Consider the following 17,100-nt stretch of genomic DNA (forward strand, 5'->3'; position numbering starts at 1 on the left):
ATATTTGTTGAATGGAGAGTTATTTAACTAGTGTTATTAAACAATTTGAATATTATAAGAGTTTAGGCGACAAAACTTTTGAACAACTTAGTTTTGACGATATTCAATGGCAGAGTAATGAAGACTCTAATAGTGTTTCGATAATAGTTAAACATATTGTTGGCAATATGCTTAGTAGGTGGACAAACTTTTTAACTGAAGATGGAGAAAAAGAATGGCGTAATAGAGATGATGAGTTTGTAAGTAGTTTTAGCTCTAAAGAAGACCTCGTAGCCGCTTGGGAAAGTGGTTGGTTTTGTTTATTTAATGCTATAAAACCTTTAAAGGTTGAAGATTTAGAACGTATTATTTATATTAGAAATGGTGGTCATACAGTTACCGAAGCTATTAATAGACAATTAGCGCACTACTCCTACCATATTGGACAAATTGTATTTTTAGGAAAACTCTTGAAGGGTAAAAATTGGACATCTTTATCTATTTCTAAAGGTGATTCTATAAATTATAACAAAGATAAGTTTAATAAAGAAAAAGGTAAACGTCATTTTACTGATGACTTGTGAAAAAAGTCTCAGTATTCAGTGTCAGTTGGCAGTTGTTGCTTATACAATTACCAATGTTAAATTACTCAATTAAAATGACATGTTTGCTGATTAAAAGGGAACAAATGGTTAAGCTTAAAGTCTAGCAAATATACCCCGCGAGAAGGATTGAACGGTATGTTTGAAATCCCCGACGTAGGAGGGATTGAGTAGTGAAAGCCTGCCCCGATTTTTCATCGGGATCGCTCAAATAATTTTAATGTTTTAATTTGTTTTTGAATGGACGGATAATTAGGCGTGCTTCTCTATCGAAGCGCACATAATTATAAACCCAATTTACAAAAACCACCATACGGTTTCTAAAACCTATTAGAAAAAACAGGTGAACAAACATCCAGACAAACCAAGCAAAAACCCCTTGAAACCTGACGTTTTTTAAATCTACAACAGCTTTATTTCTGCCAATTGTTGCCATAGAACCTTTGTCTTTATAACTAAAAGATTTCATGGGTTTATTTTCTATAAGTTCTAGAATATTATCGCCTAATTGATCACCTTGTTGTATAGCTGGTTGTGCCATCATAGGGTGCCCATAAGGAAACTCGTCTGAAGCCATACAAGCAATATCTCCTATTGCAAAAATATTTTTAAAGCCTTTAACTTGATTGAATTCGTTAACCGTTAATCGGTTACCTCTTGTTACAAAATCTTCTGCATCTAAACCTTTTATTGTTGCACCTTTTACACCTGCTGCCCAAACTACGGTAGCTGTTTCAAAAGTTAAATCTGTGTTGGTAGTTACTGTCTTACCATCGTAATTTGTTACTCTAACATTCTTCCAAATATTAACACCTAGTTTTTCTAAAAAATCTTCTGCCTTAGATGATGCTTTCTCACTCATGCCTTTTAAAATACAATCACTAGATTGGATAATATGTATTTGAGCTAAACGTGTGTCTAAATCCGGATAATCCTTTGGAAGGATTCCTTTCTTAATTTCAGCTAAAGCACCTGCAAGTTCCACACCTGTTGGTCCTCCTCCAACAATAACAAAATTCATTAATGCATTACGCTCATTCAAATCTGATGTTAATAAAGCTTCCTCAAAATTTTCAAGTATTAAGCTCCTCAGATTTAAAGATTGTGGTATGGTTTTCATTGCCATACTATGCTTTTCAACTTCTGTATTACCAAAAAAGTTTGTGGTTGAGCCAGAAGCCACAACCAAATAATCAAATTTTAATTTACCAATATTAGTTTTTACCTTGTTTTTATCTATATCAATCTCCTCTACATCAGCTAATCTAAAATAGAAATTAGGAAAATCTTTTAGAATTTTTCTAATAGGGTAAGCAATAGAGTCTGGTTCTAAGCCACCTGTAGAAACTTGATATAATAATGGTTGAAACGTGTGGTAATTATTTTTATCTAAAAGCACAACCTGTACTTCTTGTTTTGATAATTTTTTTGCTAAAGCTACCCCTGCAAAACCACCACCAATAATTACAATTCGAGGAAAACTCGTTCTTGGTATATTCATAAATAAAAACTTGCAATGCAAAGGTACTATAAAGATGTAAAATTATAAGCTCTAAATTCTTTATTCAAGTTCGATTTTGTAAATTCGCAACTTAAACTTTGACAAATGAGTAAATACGATATTATTGTTCTTGGAAGTGGTCCTGGTGGTTATGTAACAGCTATTAGAGCATCACAATTAGGTTTTAAAACCGCTATTGTTGAAAAAGAAAATCTTGGTGGCGTATGCTTAAATTGGGGTTGTATTCCAACTAAAGCATTATTAAAATCGGCTCAAGTTTTTGAATATCTTAAACATGCTGAAGATTATGGTTTAAAAGTGAAAGATGCTGACCATGATTTTGACGCTGTTGTAAATCGTAGCCGAGGTGTTGCAGATGGTATGAGTAAAGGTGTTCAGTTTTTAATGAAAAAGAACAAAATTGACGTTATTAACGGTTATGGAAAAATTAAACCTGGAAAAAAGGTTGATGTTGACGGCACTGAATATAGCGCAGACAATATTATTATTGCCACAGGTGCACGCTCGCGTGAGTTACCAAGTCTACCTCAAGATGGTGAAAAAGTAATTGGATACAGACAAGCCATGACTTTAAAGAAACAACCTAAGAAAATGATTGTTGTTGGTTCTGGAGCTATTGGCGTTGAGTTTGCATACTTTTATAATTCTATGGGAACTGATGTTACTATAGTTGAATATTTACCAGGAATTGTTCCTGTTGAAGATGAAGATGTTTCTAAACAATTAGAAAAAAGCTTTAAAAAATCTGGAATTAATATTATGACATCTGCTGAGGTTACTAAAGTTGATACTTCAGGGAAAGGTGTTAAAGCTACGGTAAAAACTAAAAAAGGTGAAGAAATTCTAGAAGCTGATGTTATTTTAAGTGCTGTTGGTATAAAAACAAATATTGAGAATATTGGTTTAGAAGATGTAGGTATTGTAGTTGATAGAGATAAAATAATTGTAAACGATTTTTACCAAACAAACATTCCTGGTTATTATGCTATTGGAGATGTTACTCCCGGACAAGCTTTAGCACACGTTGCTTCTGCAGAAGGGATTTTATGTGTTGAAAAATTAGCAGGACACCATGTTGAAGCCATTGATTATGGAAACATCCCTGGGTGTACTTATTGCTCTCCTGAAATTGCATCAGTTGGTTTAACTGAAAAACAAGCCAGAGAAAAAGGCTTAGATATTAAAGTTGGTAAATTTCCATTCTCAGCTTCTGGTAAAGCTAGTGCTGGTGGAAATAAAGAAGGTTTTGTTAAAGTTATTTTTGATGCTAAATATGGCGAATGGTTAGGCTGCCACATGATTGGTGCTGGTGTAACTGATATGATTGCTGAAGCTGTTTTAGGTAGAAAACTTGAAACTACTGGTCATGAAGTATTAAAAGCTATTCACCCACACCCTACTATGAGTGAAGCGGTTATGGAAGCAGTTGCTGCTGCTTATGACGAAGTGATTCACTTGTAGGATTTTAAAGTTTACATAGATAAATTAAAAAGCGATTCAAATTTGAATCGCTTTTTTTGTAGTTTATAATTTATATCCTATCCCTAAGCTTATTCTATTATCTCTAAAATTGTTATTAAGTTTAATATCCTCAAAACCATGCCTAAAACGTGCATCAAGAAATAGATGCTCTGTTATGTGATATTCTATCCCTAAAAAACCATTCCATTTTTTAAGTCCAGATATATCATTCACTAACGATGCAGATAAAACTTGCGTTCCAGCATATACTTTAAAATTTTCACTAAAATGATATTTTAATAATACAGGAACTGTTAAATAAAGTTCATCAATAGATTCCTTAGAGCCATTATTAAAATGTCTTTCTCTTTTCTCAGACCTTAAATTTAATTCTAATTGCAAACTCCAATTATCGCTCAGCCTAAAATTAGAAAAGACACTAACATAGGGTAAATTAAGTGAGTAATTTAAATTACTGCTATTAGCTTGAAATTCATAACCAGTGCGCAGTCCAAAAGTTATTTTTTTATCTTTTTGTTGTTCACCTTCTGTTTGTGCTTGTAAAGAAAGTATGCCTATAATACATTTAAATATTAAAATAGTTTTTCTCATAATTTATAGATTTGATTATGATTCAAAACTATCTTAGAAGCTCGTTAATAAATCACAATTAAATCGTAAACAGATTATAATATCTGGTTAATTATTCCTTAAAAAACTAAAAGAAATTATGATAAGAAAATCATAAAAAGCTCTGAATAGCCAATTCATAACTCTGTAAGCCAAAACCAAGAATAACGCCTTTTGCGTTTGGTGATATAAACGACTGATGTCTAAACTCTTCCCTACCAAATGTATTTGAAATGTGCACCTCAATAACTGGAGTTTCAATAGCTTTAATAGCATCTCCAATACCTACAGAAGTATGTGTGTAGGCTGCAGCATTTAAAACAATACCATCATAACTAAAACCAACTTCTTGTATTTTATCAATTAATTCGCCTTCAATGTTAGACTGAAAGTAATCTATAGAAACTTTAGGATATTTTCCTTTTACCTCTTCTAAAAACTCAGTAAAGGTTAAACTACCATAAATGTTAGGTTCTCTTTTTCCTAATAGATTCAAGTTTGGTCCGTTTATGATGATTAGTTTTTTCATATGGCAAAGATATTTAAAAATTAAGCATAAAAAAAGGAAGCTATAATAGCTTCCTTTAATATTATTATCTTAAAAGTGACTACCAAGCATAACCAACAGAAACACCTAAACTTACTGCTGTTGAACTTAGAGTAACAGCAAGATCGTCAGAACTACCAGCAATATACCCTAAACCAGCAAATACATCTACAAGAAAATGTTCTCCAATAAGCCATTGATGACCAACTTCACCACCAACAGTAAAAAAACCTGCAGAATTATTAAAATCATCTTCAAGAGAAACGTAACCTAAAGAAGGTCCAGCATGCCATCCATTTAAAGCTTCATCGCTTGAAAAATAAAATCTATACTCTACTCCAGCTCCGAACCCTGAAACATCAGAGATATTATAGTATAGACCAGCAATTGTAAGTGTTTGGCTTTCGTTAGTTGCAAATTCATAACCCGCATTAGCAACACCGAATGCTAAACCTATAGGATTTACTTTAATAGCTTGCTCTTGGGCATTAATAGATGAAATTCCAATAAAAAATACTGCTGTAAATAATAAAATTTTTTTCATAATAAATTAGTTTGATTTAAAAATTAAGAAGTAAAAATAGTAAGAATATTAATGCAAATAACTGATAATTATCATATTTTTCTTTAAACGCTTAACATCAGTCTATTGCATAAAAAAAGGGAAGCAAGAGCTTCCCTAAAAATAATTTCTTTATTTTTTAAAAACTACGTCTATATCCTAAGAATATACCATCTATTGAAAAGCCATTACCTCCAGATACTGAGCGATAAGAAAGACCTAAATCGCTATCTTCATCTAAATCATAAGCAAAACCGAATTTCCAATAAAAATCACTCCCTCCATTAGTTTCAAGAGAGAAAGCAATACCTGCACCAGCTTCAGCAGAAAAGTCATCTGATAAATCAAAATTAGCAACACCATTAACTGGTATAAAATTAAAATCATCAAAATTGTCCTTGCCAAAATAGTTTGTATACCCAGTTTCTACACCTGCATCAAAACCATCTGAAATCTCAAGGATATATCCTAAATCTATCGCGATAGCAAAAGTAGCTAAGTCGCCAGCATCTCCAATGGGAATTCCCCCATTTAAACCCGCCCTAAAATTTCCTTGGGCATTCATACTGCCAATTGCAAATACAGCAACAACAGCTAATAAAATTAATTTTTTCATAATTTAAATATTTTAGTTTGATACAAACAAATTAAAGCCATTTTTTTGAAAAATACTACAAACGAGTCATACTTATTAACAATTTTATTAACAAATATTTTTATATTATTGATTTTCAAGTGTTTAAATATTTAGTTATTAACAATTTTATTAAAATATACGTAGAATTACGTATGTAAATAAAGTACTGTTTTATAGTTATTTAACTATTTTTACAGCTATGAAATGGCAAAATGTTTTAAAAGATTATCAGTTATACTTAAAAATAGAACGCGGATTATCCAAAAACTCCATTGATAATTACGCTTTAGATGTTAAAAAGCTTATTAATTTTCTTGAAATAAATAGTATAAATCATTCTCCAATAAAAATAAGCGCTGAGACAATTCAGCAATTTATATATCATATTGCCAAAACTGTAAATGCTAGATCGCAATCTAGACTGATTTCTGGATTACGTAGTTTCTTTAATTATTTAGTATTTGAAGATTACAGAAAAGACAACCCATTAGAACTTATTGAATCTCCTAAAATAGGCAGAAAACTACCTGATACACTTTCTGAGGAGGAAATTGACCAAATTATAAAAGCGATTGATTTGAGCAAGCCAGAAGGTGAAAGGAATAGAGCTATACTTGAGACACTTTATGGTTGTGGACTTCGAGTTAGTGAACTAATAAACCTAAAAATATCAGATTTGTTTTTTGATGAAGGGTTTGTAAAGGTAACAGGAAAAGGAGACAAGCAGCGTTTTGTACCTATTATCGATGTTACTCAGAAATACATTAATCTTTACAGAAATGAAATTCGTATTCATTTAAACATAAAGCCAGGACATGAAGATACTTTGTTTTTAAATAGAAGAGGTAAACAATTAACACGTGCTATGATATTCACTATAATTAAACAATTAGCTGAAAAAATTGGGCTTAAAAAAAACATATCACCTCATACATTCAGACATTCTTTTGCTACTCACCTACTACAAAACGATGCTGATTTGCGTTCGATACAATTAATGCTTGGACATGAAAGCATTACTACTACTGAGATTTATGTACATTTGGACAAAAGCCATCTTACTAAGGTTGTTGAGAAATACCATCCTAGGAAGTAACATTCAGTGGACAGTCTCAGTCTCAGTCTCAGTAAATAAAATAATTAAATTTAATTTTTAAAGTTATTCTAAAATAAACGCTTTACGTCTTAGCCTTTTACTTGGAAGTTGGCAGCGTATTCTTCAATCAAAAATCGTTAATCGTATTTCATTAATCTTTTCCTGTGAAAACTAAAAAATCCAGCTAAAAAATTAACTGGATTTTTATTTATTATTGAGATTCCTGCTTACACAAGAATTTATTACTTTGCAATATTAACTGCTCTTGTTTCTCTAATTACAGTTACTTTCACTTGTCCTGGATATGTCATATCCGTTTGGATTTTTTGAGAAATATTAAATGATAAATCTGCTGCAACATCATCATTTACTTTTTCACTTTCTACAATAACACGTAACTCTCTACCAGCTTGAATTGCATAAGCTTTTTTAACACCGTTAAACCCAAAAGCAATATCTTCTAAATCTTTTAAACGTTGTATATAACTATCTAAAACTTGACGTCTTGCTCCTGGTCTTGCTCCAGAAATAGCATCACATACTTGTATTATTGGCGCTAATAATGATTTCATTTCAATTTCATCATGGTGCGCTCCAATAGCATTACAAACATCTGGTTTTTCACCATGTTTCTCTGCCCATTGCATACCTAATATAGCGTGAGGCGTTTCCATATCTGCTTCAGCATCTGGCACTTTTCCAATATCATGTAATAAACCTGCTCGTTTAGCTAATTTAGGATTCAACCCTAATTCTGCTGCCATTACACCACAAAGTTTAGCTACTTCACGGGAGTGTTGTAATAAGTTTTGTCCGTAAGACGAACGGTATTTCATTCTACCTACCATCTTAATTAATTCAGGATTTAAATTATGAATCCCTAAATCAATAACCGTACGCTTACCAACTTCTATAATTTCTTGTTCTATTTGTTTTTGAGTCTTCTTAACAATTTCCTCAATACGTGCTGGATGTATTCTTCCGTCAGTTACCAATTTATGTAATGATAAACGTGCTACTTCTCTTCGTACAGAATCAAAACAAGATAAAATAATGGCTTCTGGAGTGTCATCAACAATTATTTCAACACCAGTAGCTGCTTCAATAGCTCTTATGTTTCTTCCTTCACGACCAATAATGCGCCCTTTAACATCATCAGATTCAATATTAAATACAGATACACAATTATCAACTGCTTCCTCTGTTCCAATACGTTGAATCGTATTTATAATAATTTTTTTAGCATCTTGTTCTGCAGTTAGTTTTGCTTCTTCTAAAGAGCTCTGGATGTAAGCCATAGCATCATTCTTAGCTTCACCTTTTAAAGATTCAACCAATTGCTCTTTAGCTTCTTCTGCAGAAAGACTAGAAATAACCTCTAATTGTTGTACTTGACTTTTGTGTAGTTTATCAACTTGATCTTGTTTCTTTTCTAGAACATCAAGTCTATGATCGTAATTTTTAATTTTACTTTCTAGATTCTCATTAAGTTTTTTATTTTTTGCTAATTCGTTAGAAATTTGAGACTCTTTATCACGCGTTCGCTTTTCGGCTTCAGCCATTTTTTTGTCACGAGATAAAATCACCTTTTCATGCTCAGACTTAAGTTCTATAAACTTTTCTTTAGCCTGAAGAATTTTGTCTTTTTTAAGCGTTTCCCCTTCGCTTTTTGCTTCTTTAAGTATTGAAGCTGCACTTCTTTTTGCTTCTTTTACTAATTTTGAAGCATTATTTTTCTCTAGTGTTTTTGCTATTATAAAGCCTATTATGACTCCTAATATAACACCTCCTACTGCAAATATAATTGAGTTGTCCATCGTTTGTTTAGTTGATTTGTATATATAAAAAAAGCCTACACCAGTATAAAGTTTTGTATAAACTCCTTAAAAACAAGTTTAGGGCTAACAAGCTGATCAAGGATCTGCTCGAGATACTGAAAATAAATTCAGCACTAGCAGCATGCTTTTACAACTTAAACTCACCCTTTTTAAAGAATTAACGTTGAGTTTATCAAAAAAAATAACCAATGTAGGCAGTAACTTTTATGTATTTTAAAGAACGTTTTTTATTTAAGAAACTATATATGTGATTGTAACAAATCATTTAAAGCACTAAGTTTTTCTTCTACATGCTCGTTAACATTTGTTTTATCAATAGACTTCTGCTCAACTTGAGATGCAAACTGTAAGGCACACATAGCCAAAACATCTTGTTTATCTCGAACAGAATAACTTTGCTCAAATTGCTTTATCATAGCCTCAATCTTTTTAGCCGCTTTACGCAATCCCTCTTCTTGACTTGACTCAATTGTTAAAGGATACACTCTGTTGGCTATAGATAGCTTTATTTTAAGCTTTTCTGACATTGAGTTTAATTAGCTTTAATCAGCGAGTTGAGCAATACAATGATCAATATCTCTAATTAAGGCGTTTATTTTAAGCTTAGTTTCTCTTTTATTATCGTCACTACCAAGTATTGTATTTGCCATTTTAAGAGCATCATATTTTTCTTCCCAATTAGCAATATGCTTTTTCTGAGTCAAATTTTCTTGCTTTGAAACCTCTAATTCTTCATTTAATTTCAAATTAGCAAGCTTTAAAAGCTCTAGTTTGTGTAATACTTTACTAATCTTGTTTTCTAACGAATCTACAATATCTTCAATATTACTCATTTACAAAATTCAATACTTATCTCACAAAGTTAACATACCTAGCCATAAATTACAATTGTTTTTTCATAAAATTTCATTTAGTCTAGGGTTCCATCTATAAATATTTGGGCGTTACCCACAAGGGGTCGGGCTTTCCGTTACAAGTCCTCGCTCTGTGCCTCCGCTGTGGGCTTTTCTCTGCAATCCCTAACGCGGACAAATCTGCCAACTTATAAACCTTATCAAAGCACTCAGCCCTTTTGCAAACACCTAATTTTACTAATTCACATATAGCTCACAAGTTATTTTTACCAAAATTCCCGAAATAAATTCGGGATGAGTTCAACTAAACAATTTTAAGTTCGCCTTTTAGGCTTCCTAAAATTGAGTTTTACTAACATGGCTTGATTTTTGTTTTATTCTTTGCGCTTTCATATCAAATTAATATTTTAGCCTTAATACATTTATATGCGATTTATACTGTCCCTCTTTCTAGTTTTTTCTTGTTTTTTAGATGCTCAAAATAATTATCCACAAGATTATTTTAGCAATCCGCTTGATGTACCTTTAATATTATCTGGTACGTTTGCAGAATTACGTTCCAACCATTTTCATTCTGGTTTAGATATAAAAACGCAACAACGTACGGGACTAAAAGTAAAAGCTGCTGCCAGTGGTTTTGTTAGTAGAATTAAAATTGCACATTATGGTTACGGTAAAGCCCTATACATAACTCATCCAAATGGTTACACAACAGTTTATGCGCATTTAAGTAAGTTTTCGCCAGATATAGAAGCTTATATAAAAGCAAAGCAATATGAAAATGAGTCTTATGAAATTGAACTCTTCCCTAAAGCGGAAGATTTACCAGTTTTAAAAGACAATCTTGTAGCTTATAGCGGAAATTCTGGTGGTTCTGGTGGTCCGCATTTACATTTTGAAATTAGAGACAAGCAAGAGCGTCCTATGAATCCAATGCTTTTTGGTATTGATATTAAAGACACTAGTAACCCCATAATCAAATCTGTTTATGCATATCCTTTGGATGAAAATTCATTTATTAATTCAAAGAATACAAAACAAAAAATACGATTAACACCTTTAAAAAACGGCGATTATAATGCTGAAAACATTGAAGCTATAGGAAACATAGGATTTGCTATAGGCACATACGATAGGCAAGATTTAGCTGCAAACTCTAATGGTGTTTACAATATTCAGACATTTGTTAATGGAAGCAGAAATTTTGAAATCGATTTTAAACGTTTTTCATTTGACGAAACTAAACACATCAACCAACTTATTGACTACGAACATTTTTCAACAAAAAAACAGCGTATTCAAAAATTATTCAGAAAAAACAATCCTTTAAGTCTTTTTAAATCTACACTTAATGATGGCATCATTAAAATTGAAGACAGTACTTACTCGGTCTATAAAATCAGAGTTGCCGACTTTAAAAACAACGAATCTTGGGTTACTGTTCACATTAAGGGCACAAAAAACAATAAAGTAAAACCAGATAGAAAAGCCATTACACCTTACTTTATTAAAGCAGACCAAACAATCAATTTAAAAAAAGGTATCGTTTCTGTTGATTTTTATAAAGACACGTTTTACGAAGATTTCTATTTAGATTTTGAAGTAAAAAATGATACGTTAAAACTTCATAAAGATGTTAAAGCTGCAAAAAAAAGTTTCTCTATAACTTACGATGTTAGTAAATATTCAAATGAAGATAAAAACAAACTTTACATAGCTAGATTAATAGGTTACAAAAAATACCCTTCTTATACATACACCAAGAGAAAAGACCAATCATTAATAGCTAATACAAAAAAACTAGGGACTTATGCCCTAGCCATGGATACTGTAAAACCAACTATTTCTGCTGCAAACTTTAAAAGCAAACAATGGTTAAGCAAGTACAGATACTTAAAAATAAAAATTAATGATGAAGAATCTGGAATATCAAATTACAGAGCCACCATTAATGGAAAGTGGATTTTAATGGAGTACGATTACAAAACAAAAACACTAACTCACGATTTTAATGATAGCGTTATAACAGACACCAAAAACAATTTAAAAGTAATTGTTACTGATAATGTTGGAAATAATTCTACTTTTGAAACGTTATTTTACAGAAAATAAACTTTTACACTTTTGAAGGCAAAACTACTACTAACCACTTTTTTACTTCTTTCAGTCTTAACCTTAAGTTTTGCACAAAATGCAACCATAAAAGGAATTATTCTAGACGAGAATAACAAACCCATTGATAAAGTAAACATAAAAGCTCAGAACAATGGCGCAGTTACAAATGCTAATGGCTTTTATAGTATTAACATTCCTGTAAATACTGATATTACCATTGAATTTACACATATAGCTCATAAAAAAATAGTAAGCACGTTTAATTTAAAAAACGGTGAGGAGTTTGAGTTTAATCCTGTGATGAGCAAGTCTATTGAGCAAATAGCTACCGTTGTTGTAAACAGCAATAGAAAAAAAGAAGTTGAAGGTATTATTACTATAAAACCAGCTGTAATTAGAAAGATTCCTGGTGCTAATGCTGGAGTTGAAAATTTACTACTAACACTTCCAGGAGTTAGCAACAATAACGAATTGAGCACCCAATATTCTGTACGTGGTGGAAATTATGACGAGAATTTAGTTTATGTAAATGGTATTGAAGTGTATCGTCCGTTTTTAGTACGCTCTGGTCAGCAAGAGGGTTTAAGTTTTGTGAATACAAATCTAGTTCAGAATGTAGATTTTTCAGCTGGAGGTTTTCAAGCAAAGTATGGTGATAAGTTATCATCTGTTCTAGATATTACTTATAAAAACCCTTATCAATTTGAAGTAAATGCTGATGCTAGCTTACTTGGAGGAAGTCTTTCTGTTGAAAACATAAGTAAAGATTCTAAATTCACAGGAATTGTAGGACTAAGATATCGAGATAACAGTTTATTGGTTAATGCAAAAGAAACTGAAACTAATTTTAGACCAACATTTGCTGATGCCCAAGGGTATTTCACTTATAAGTTTACTAATAAATTCCATTTAAGTTTTTTAGGAAGTGCTTCAATAAACAAATACAATTTTGAACCACAAACTCGTCAAACTAATTTTGGAACACTAAGTGATCCTGTGGCTTTATTAGTGTTTTATCAAGGGCAAGAAAAAGACCGTTACCAAACCTTATTTGGCGCTTTTAAAGGATCTTACTTTGCAAATGATGATTTAACGCTTCACTTAATAGCTTCAACATATCATACTACAGAAGAAGAGTACTTTGATATTCTGGCGCAATATAGATTAGGTGAAGTTAACAGTAATATAGGTGATGAAAATTTAGGTGAAGTTGAATTTAGTCAAGGTATAGGAAGTCAACTTAATCATGGTCGAAACGATTTAGATGCGCTTATTACTAACATTGAACATAAAGGGGATTTTAAAGTTGATGATAACAGATTTGAATGGTCTGTAAAATATACAAACGAAGATATTAGAGATAGGTTGGTTGAATGGGAAGTTATAGATTCCGCAGGGTTTTCAGTAAGACCACCAAGAACATCTCCTAACGAACAACCTTACGAGCCATTTGTAGGCCCGTTAGAACCTTTTCAAAACGTTAGAGCTACAAATAACACGCAGATTAATAGAATACAGGCATACGGCCAATGGAGTAAGCGTAGTACTTTAGGCGAAAGTGATGTTTGGTACAATGCTGGTGTTCGTTTACATAACTGGTCAGTTAGTGGTGATGGTATTTCATCATCAAATCAAACGGTTTTTAGTCCACGTGCTCAATTTGCAATAAAACCAAATTGGGAAAAAGACATGCTTTTTAGAGTTGCTGGAGGCTTGTATTACCAACCACCTTTCTATAGAGAACTTCGAGATAGAAATGGTGTTGTTCAACCTGATGTAAAAGCTCAAAAATCATTTCATTTGGTATTAGGAAACGACTATAGTTTCAAAATGTGGGACAGACCTTTTAAATTAACTTCTGAGATTTACTATAAAAACCTAAGTGATGTAAATGCTTATACACTTGAAAATGTTCGTATTCGATACAGAGCAAACAATAACGCCGAAGCTTATGCTTATGGTTTAGATATGCGATTAAATGGGGAGTTTGTTCCTGGAACAGAATCGTGGTTTAGCTTTGGTTATTTAAAAACCGAAGAAAATATAAATAATAGAGGCTTTATATCTCGCCCTACAGATCAGCGTTTAAAATTTGCAGCATTATTTCAAGATTATGTGCCTAATATGCCTAATCTAAAAATGTATTTAAATTTAGTTTTCAATACGGGTTTACCAGGAGGTTCACCTAGTTATGCTGACCCTTATGAGTTTCAAAACAGATTACCATCATACAAACGTGCAGATTTTGGTTTGCAATATGTTTTAGTAGATTCTAAAAAACAGTTTAATAACGGGTGGAAAAAACCATTTAAAGAATTATCATTTGGTTTTGAGATTTTCAACATATTTGATGTTCAAAATTCCATTACAAATACTTGGGTAAGAGATGTGAGTAGTAAAAGACAAATAGCTATTCCTAACTTTTTAACTCCCAGAGTTTTTAATGTGAGGACTACGATGAAGTTTTAACATTAAAAAAACTAATAAGAGGTTTTTAAGTAATATAAACTCAAAGAAAATTAATACATTCAATTAAGTTTATTTTAATATCACACTTAACCTTGTAACTACAGTATTAAGAGTACCTCCTACATTGTTAACTGATCCATGCACCTCTATAGCATCTCCTGGTGCTAAACTTACAATACCAATTAACGTAAAATTACCTATATCGTTATTTGAAAATCGTCGCTCTGAAGATATCGCTGATACAACAGCACCTGCCATTCCATTAGGGATTTTAAATAAAGAAAACTCATATACCCTTGCATTAGGAGAATTTGCATCATTATCTACAGTTCCTGTACAAATTACTTCAAATTCACGAGTATTTTTTCCATTATATACTAATCTATTATCAGTTGCAGATGATGTTCTAAACAAACTGGTTGCGGTTGTTGTTCCTGCAATTTTAACAGGAGTATCGGCACCAGCAGTAACAAAATCTGTAACTGTGGTATTTCCAGTCATATAATAATACCCTGAGGTATTCGAATCAGCTTCAAAAGGAAGTCCTGGACAACTTACATACCAATCGTTATCAAAAAAATAACCCGGATAAGAGCCACCTAACATAGTATAGCCATTAACATAAGTTCCAAGACCTGAAAAAGGAACACTTAATATGGTTCCTTGAGATACATCAGGATCTGCACTTACATCAACACCAGTTGCTCCTGCTGGCACTTTACAAAATCCACTAATTTTTTCAATTAACCCAAATGTACCCACATAAGTTTCAAAAGTACCTGCATTAGTATCAAACCAAGCTACATTACTTAATAAAACATTGCCAATATTTGTATATGTAATTCCAGTTGTATTATTTACTAGCTGAATAATATTCATAAAAACTACTCCAAAAGAAGAAATAGATCCAACACTTCCTGAATTTGCAATAATACAATTTTGAAACACCAATGTTTCTGCTCCACTTCCTGTTAATCCAAAAATACTTCCTCCAGGTGCTGTTAAAGTGAGGCTTCTAATACTTCCTCCAGTACTACCAGTAAAGATTGCACCTCCAGCACGAACTAAAATATCTTCGTTTGCATCTAATCCAGAAACATAAGAGTCATTTATATCTATAGGTGCTGCTAAAACTATAGTGCCATTAATCTCATAGAAAGTATTCGTATCAAGTAAATAAGTGCTTCCTCCTCCTGCTGTAAGTTCTTCAGCTAAATCAGAAACATTTTTAACTAATTTATAATTATCCCTAATTTCACTTTGTAATTTATTCCAAATACTATTTTCATAATAAAAGAAGGCTCCCTCATCAGTGTCATATACCAATAATCCATCAGCTGGAGAAGCAATTAGCAATCGTTGAGCTGAAGACATTCTAGGAGTTAAAACACCTTGAGTAGTAGATGTCATATCCAAAATGGCTGAGGGATCTGGGTTTGTATTACCCATACCAACTTGTGAGTATACATTTTCTTGGGAGGCTAGTAAAACTAAAAGAAATAAAAAAAAACAATTAAATCTCATAACATTTTTAATTTGGGATTAAAATGTGAGAGACTATTTATTCAAAAATACAAAAAAATACTACATAAAAAACATTTTGTCGGTTAAATATGATTTTTTATATGAATAATTAAATAAATTCCTTCAAAACAGAGATAACATAATCAACTTCTTCTTTAGTATTAAATTTACTAAATGAAAACCTAATGGATGGTTTTTCTAAATCTTCATCATTTAAAATCTCTGACAATACATGTGATTTTTGACTACTTCCACTTTGGCAAGCACTTCCTTTAGAACATGCTATACCTTTTAAATCTAATTGAAATAATAACATAGCAGCTTTTTTTGGTGGAATTGGTAAACACAAATTAACAAGAGTATAAGTACTTCTTTCATTACTTTCAGAACAACCATTAAATTTAGCGTCGGGAATAGTACTCTTTATTTCATCAATAAAATATTGCTTTAGGCTTTTAACATAATGCATCTCTTCCTCTAAATTATCATAAGCCATTTTTAATGCGACATCCATCCCAACTATATTATGAATGCTTTCTGTACCAGCACGAAGTCCACGCTCTTGTTCTCCCCCTAATATTAAAGGTTTTAGGCCTGAATTTTTTCTAATAAAAGTAAAACCAACACCTTTAGGCCCATGAAATTTATGTGCAGATGCTGCTAAAAAATCAACTTGAATATCTTGCAAATCTATTTTATAATGTCCCACTGATTGAACAGCGTCACTATGAAAAAGCGCATTATTAAATTTGCATAAATCTGAAACACGCTTAATATCTAAAATGGTACCAATTTCATTATTAACATGCATCAAACTCACTAATATTTTTCCATCAGTTTTCAATAAAGTTTCTAAATGAGAATAATCTATGTTACCATTAGCATCAATATCTACATAACTAATTGTTAATTCATTGTCATTTTGAAGCGCTTCTAAAGTATGTAATATGGCATGGTGTTCAATTTTAGAAGTTATAACATGAGATATTTTCAAATCTTTTACAACACTCTTTAGCACCAAGTTATCAGCTTCAGTTCCTCCAGAAGTAAATATAATTTCACCTGCAGAGACATTTAAACAACTTGCAATAGCATTTCTAGATTTTTCAACAATTACTTTTGAAGCTCTTCCATAGCTATGAGAAGATGAAGGGTTACCAAAATTAGTTTTCATAACTTCAGTAATTGCAATAATCACCTCTTCTCGCATAGGTGTAGTAGCTGCATTATCAAAATAAACTGATTTCATTGAGTTATGTTTTTG

At 31.8% G+C, this 17,100-nt stretch carries 15 protein-coding genes and 1 other RNA gene; 5 read left to right on the forward strand and 11 right to left on the reverse strand.

Translation table 11 applies throughout. The annotated features are described in order from the left end of the window. The first annotated feature begins 11 nt into the window (after nucleotides 1-11). The gene (locus DIS18_RS10365; RefSeq protein WP_109352988.1) at nucleotides 12-563 is read left to right on the forward strand and encodes a DUF1572 family protein; all 552 of its coding nucleotides are present in this window, start codon (nucleotides 12-14) and stop codon (nucleotides 561-563) included. Nucleotides 564-798: 235 nt separating this feature from the next. Here DIS18_RS10365 and DIS18_RS10370 read toward each other — a convergent pair whose 3' ends face one another. Continuing rightward, nucleotides 799-2,082 (reverse strand): NAD(P)/FAD-dependent oxidoreductase, encoded by a 1,284-nt coding sequence (locus DIS18_RS10370; protein WP_109352989.1) that lies wholly within the window; start codon nucleotides 2,080-2,082, stop codon nucleotides 799-801. Between the two features lie 105 nt (nucleotides 2,083-2,187). Between DIS18_RS10370 and lpdA the strand changes: the two genes are divergently transcribed. Beyond that, nucleotides 2,188-3,564, forward strand: coding sequence for a dihydrolipoyl dehydrogenase (gene lpdA / locus DIS18_RS10375; RefSeq protein ID WP_109352990.1), 1,377 nt, complete (start codon nucleotides 2,188-2,190; stop codon nucleotides 3,562-3,564). Between the two features lie 63 nt (nucleotides 3,565-3,627). Here the strand turns inward: lpdA and DIS18_RS10380 are convergent, their stop codons facing one another. The 4 genes from DIS18_RS10380 to DIS18_RS10395 form a co-directional block, all read right to left on the reverse strand. Continuing rightward, a complete protein-coding gene (locus DIS18_RS10380; RefSeq protein WP_109352991.1) occupies nucleotides 3,628-4,176 on the reverse strand; it encodes a porin family protein in 549 nt (182 codons plus the stop codon). Nucleotides 4,177-4,306: 130 nt separating this feature from the next. Next, nucleotides 4,307-4,723 carry a type II 3-dehydroquinate dehydratase gene (gene aroQ, locus DIS18_RS10385; RefSeq protein WP_109352992.1) on the reverse strand — a complete coding sequence of 139 codons (417 nt, stop codon included), beginning with the start codon at nucleotides 4,721-4,723 and terminating at the stop codon, nucleotides 4,307-4,309. A gap of 79 nt (nucleotides 4,724-4,802) precedes the next feature. After that, nucleotides 4,803-5,285 carry a DUF3575 domain-containing protein gene (locus DIS18_RS10390; protein WP_109352993.1) on the reverse strand — a complete coding sequence of 161 codons (483 nt, stop codon included), beginning with the start codon at nucleotides 5,283-5,285 and terminating at the stop codon, nucleotides 4,803-4,805. A gap of 157 nt (nucleotides 5,286-5,442) precedes the next feature. After that, the gene (locus DIS18_RS10395; protein ID WP_109352994.1) at nucleotides 5,443-5,919 is read right to left on the reverse strand and encodes an outer membrane beta-barrel protein; all 477 of its coding nucleotides are present in this window, start codon (nucleotides 5,917-5,919) and stop codon (nucleotides 5,443-5,445) included. A gap of 220 nt (nucleotides 5,920-6,139) precedes the next feature. Here DIS18_RS10395 and xerD point away from each other — a divergent pair, with 220 nt between their 5' ends. Beyond that, nucleotides 6,140-7,036 (forward strand): site-specific tyrosine recombinase XerD, encoded by an 897-nt coding sequence (gene xerD / locus DIS18_RS10400; RefSeq protein ID WP_109352995.1) that lies wholly within the window; start codon nucleotides 6,140-6,142, stop codon nucleotides 7,034-7,036. Nucleotides 7,037-7,278: 242 nt separating this feature from the next. Here the strand turns inward: xerD and rny are convergent, their stop codons facing one another. The 4 genes from rny to DIS18_RS10420 all read right to left on the reverse strand — a co-directional run bounded on the left by rny (nucleotide 7,279) and on the right by DIS18_RS10420 (nucleotide 9,707). Further along, a complete protein-coding gene (gene rny / locus DIS18_RS10405; RefSeq protein WP_109352996.1) occupies nucleotides 7,279-8,853 on the reverse strand; it encodes a ribonuclease Y in 1,575 nt (524 codons plus the stop codon). Between the two features lie 59 nt (nucleotides 8,854-8,912). Continuing rightward, a non-coding RNA gene (gene ssrS, locus DIS18_RS10410) (6S RNA) lies at nucleotides 8,913-9,043 on the reverse strand. A 70-nt stretch (nucleotides 9,044-9,113) separates the two neighbouring features. Next, the gene (locus DIS18_RS10415; RefSeq protein WP_109352997.1) at nucleotides 9,114-9,401 is read right to left on the reverse strand and encodes a cell division protein ZapA; all 288 of its coding nucleotides are present in this window, start codon (nucleotides 9,399-9,401) and stop codon (nucleotides 9,114-9,116) included. Between the two features lie 15 nt (nucleotides 9,402-9,416). Then, the gene (locus DIS18_RS10420; protein WP_109352998.1) at nucleotides 9,417-9,707 is read right to left on the reverse strand and encodes a hypothetical protein; all 291 of its coding nucleotides are present in this window, start codon (nucleotides 9,705-9,707) and stop codon (nucleotides 9,417-9,419) included. A 447-nt stretch (nucleotides 9,708-10,154) separates the two neighbouring features. Between DIS18_RS10420 and DIS18_RS10425 the strand changes: the two genes are divergently transcribed. Next, nucleotides 10,155-11,840, forward strand: a complete 1,686-nt coding sequence (locus DIS18_RS10425; RefSeq protein WP_109352999.1) for a M23 family metallopeptidase — start codon at nucleotides 10,155-10,157, stop codon at nucleotides 11,838-11,840. Nucleotides 11,841-11,852: 12 nt separating this feature from the next. Further along, a complete protein-coding gene (locus tag DIS18_RS10430) occupies nucleotides 11,853-14,312 on the forward strand; it encodes a TonB-dependent receptor (protein WP_109353000.1) in 2,460 nt (819 codons plus the stop codon). 69 nt (nucleotides 14,313-14,381) lie between these two features. On the opposite strand, the gene DIS18_RS10435 is transcribed toward DIS18_RS10430, so the two are convergent. After that, a complete protein-coding gene (locus tag DIS18_RS10435) occupies nucleotides 14,382-15,836 on the reverse strand; it encodes a hypothetical protein (protein WP_109353001.1) in 1,455 nt (484 codons plus the stop codon). Nucleotides 15,837-15,945: 109 nt separating this feature from the next. Further along, nucleotides 15,946-17,085: a cysteine desulfurase family protein gene (locus DIS18_RS10440; RefSeq protein ID WP_109353002.1), complete on the reverse strand. Its 1,140-nt coding sequence runs from the start codon at nucleotides 17,083-17,085 to the stop codon at nucleotides 15,946-15,948. Nucleotides 17,086-17,100 lie beyond the last annotated feature (15 nt).

Source organism: Algibacter marinivivus, from assembly GCF_003143755.1.
GTDB classification, from domain to species: Bacteria; Bacteroidota; Bacteroidia; order Flavobacteriales; family Flavobacteriaceae; genus Algibacter_B; species Algibacter_B marinivivus.

Excerpts from the sequence above, each read along its gene's own strand:
- DIS18_RS10365 (WP_109352988.1), top strand. The coding sequence starts at position 12 with ATGGAGAGTTATTTAACTAGTGTTATTAAACAATTTGAATATTATAAG.
- DIS18_RS10370 (WP_109352989.1), bottom strand. The coding sequence starts at position 2,082 with ATGAATATACCAAGAACGAGTTTTCCTCGAATTGTAATTATTGGTGGT.
- lpdA (WP_109352990.1), top strand. The coding sequence starts at position 2,188 with ATGAGTAAATACGATATTATTGTTCTTGGAAGTGGTCCTGGTGGTTAT.
- DIS18_RS10380 (WP_109352991.1), bottom strand. The coding sequence starts at position 4,176 with ATGAGAAAAACTATTTTAATATTTAAATGTATTATAGGCATACTTTCT.
- aroQ (WP_109352992.1), bottom strand. The coding sequence starts at position 4,723 with ATGAAAAAACTAATCATCATAAACGGACCAAACTTGAATCTATTAGGA.
- DIS18_RS10390 (WP_109352993.1), bottom strand. The coding sequence starts at position 5,285 with ATGAAAAAAATTTTATTATTTACAGCAGTATTTTTTATTGGAATTTCA.
- DIS18_RS10395 (WP_109352994.1), bottom strand. The coding sequence starts at position 5,919 with ATGAAAAAATTAATTTTATTAGCTGTTGTTGCTGTATTTGCAATTGGC.
- xerD (WP_109352995.1), top strand. The coding sequence starts at position 6,140 with ATGAAATGGCAAAATGTTTTAAAAGATTATCAGTTATACTTAAAAATA.
- rny (WP_109352996.1), bottom strand. The coding sequence starts at position 8,853 with ATGGACAACTCAATTATATTTGCAGTAGGAGGTGTTATATTAGGAGTC.
- DIS18_RS10415 (WP_109352997.1), bottom strand. The coding sequence starts at position 9,401 with ATGTCAGAAAAGCTTAAAATAAAGCTATCTATAGCCAACAGAGTGTAT.
- DIS18_RS10420 (WP_109352998.1), bottom strand. The coding sequence starts at position 9,707 with ATGAGTAATATTGAAGATATTGTAGATTCGTTAGAAAACAAGATTAGT.
- DIS18_RS10425 (WP_109352999.1), top strand. The coding sequence starts at position 10,155 with ATGCGATTTATACTGTCCCTCTTTCTAGTTTTTTCTTGTTTTTTAGAT.
- DIS18_RS10435 (WP_109353001.1), bottom strand. The coding sequence starts at position 15,836 with ATGAGATTTAATTGTTTTTTTTTATTTCTTTTAGTTTTACTAGCCTCC.
- DIS18_RS10440 (WP_109353002.1), bottom strand. The coding sequence starts at position 17,085 with ATGAAATCAGTTTATTTTGATAATGCAGCTACTACACCTATGCGAGAA.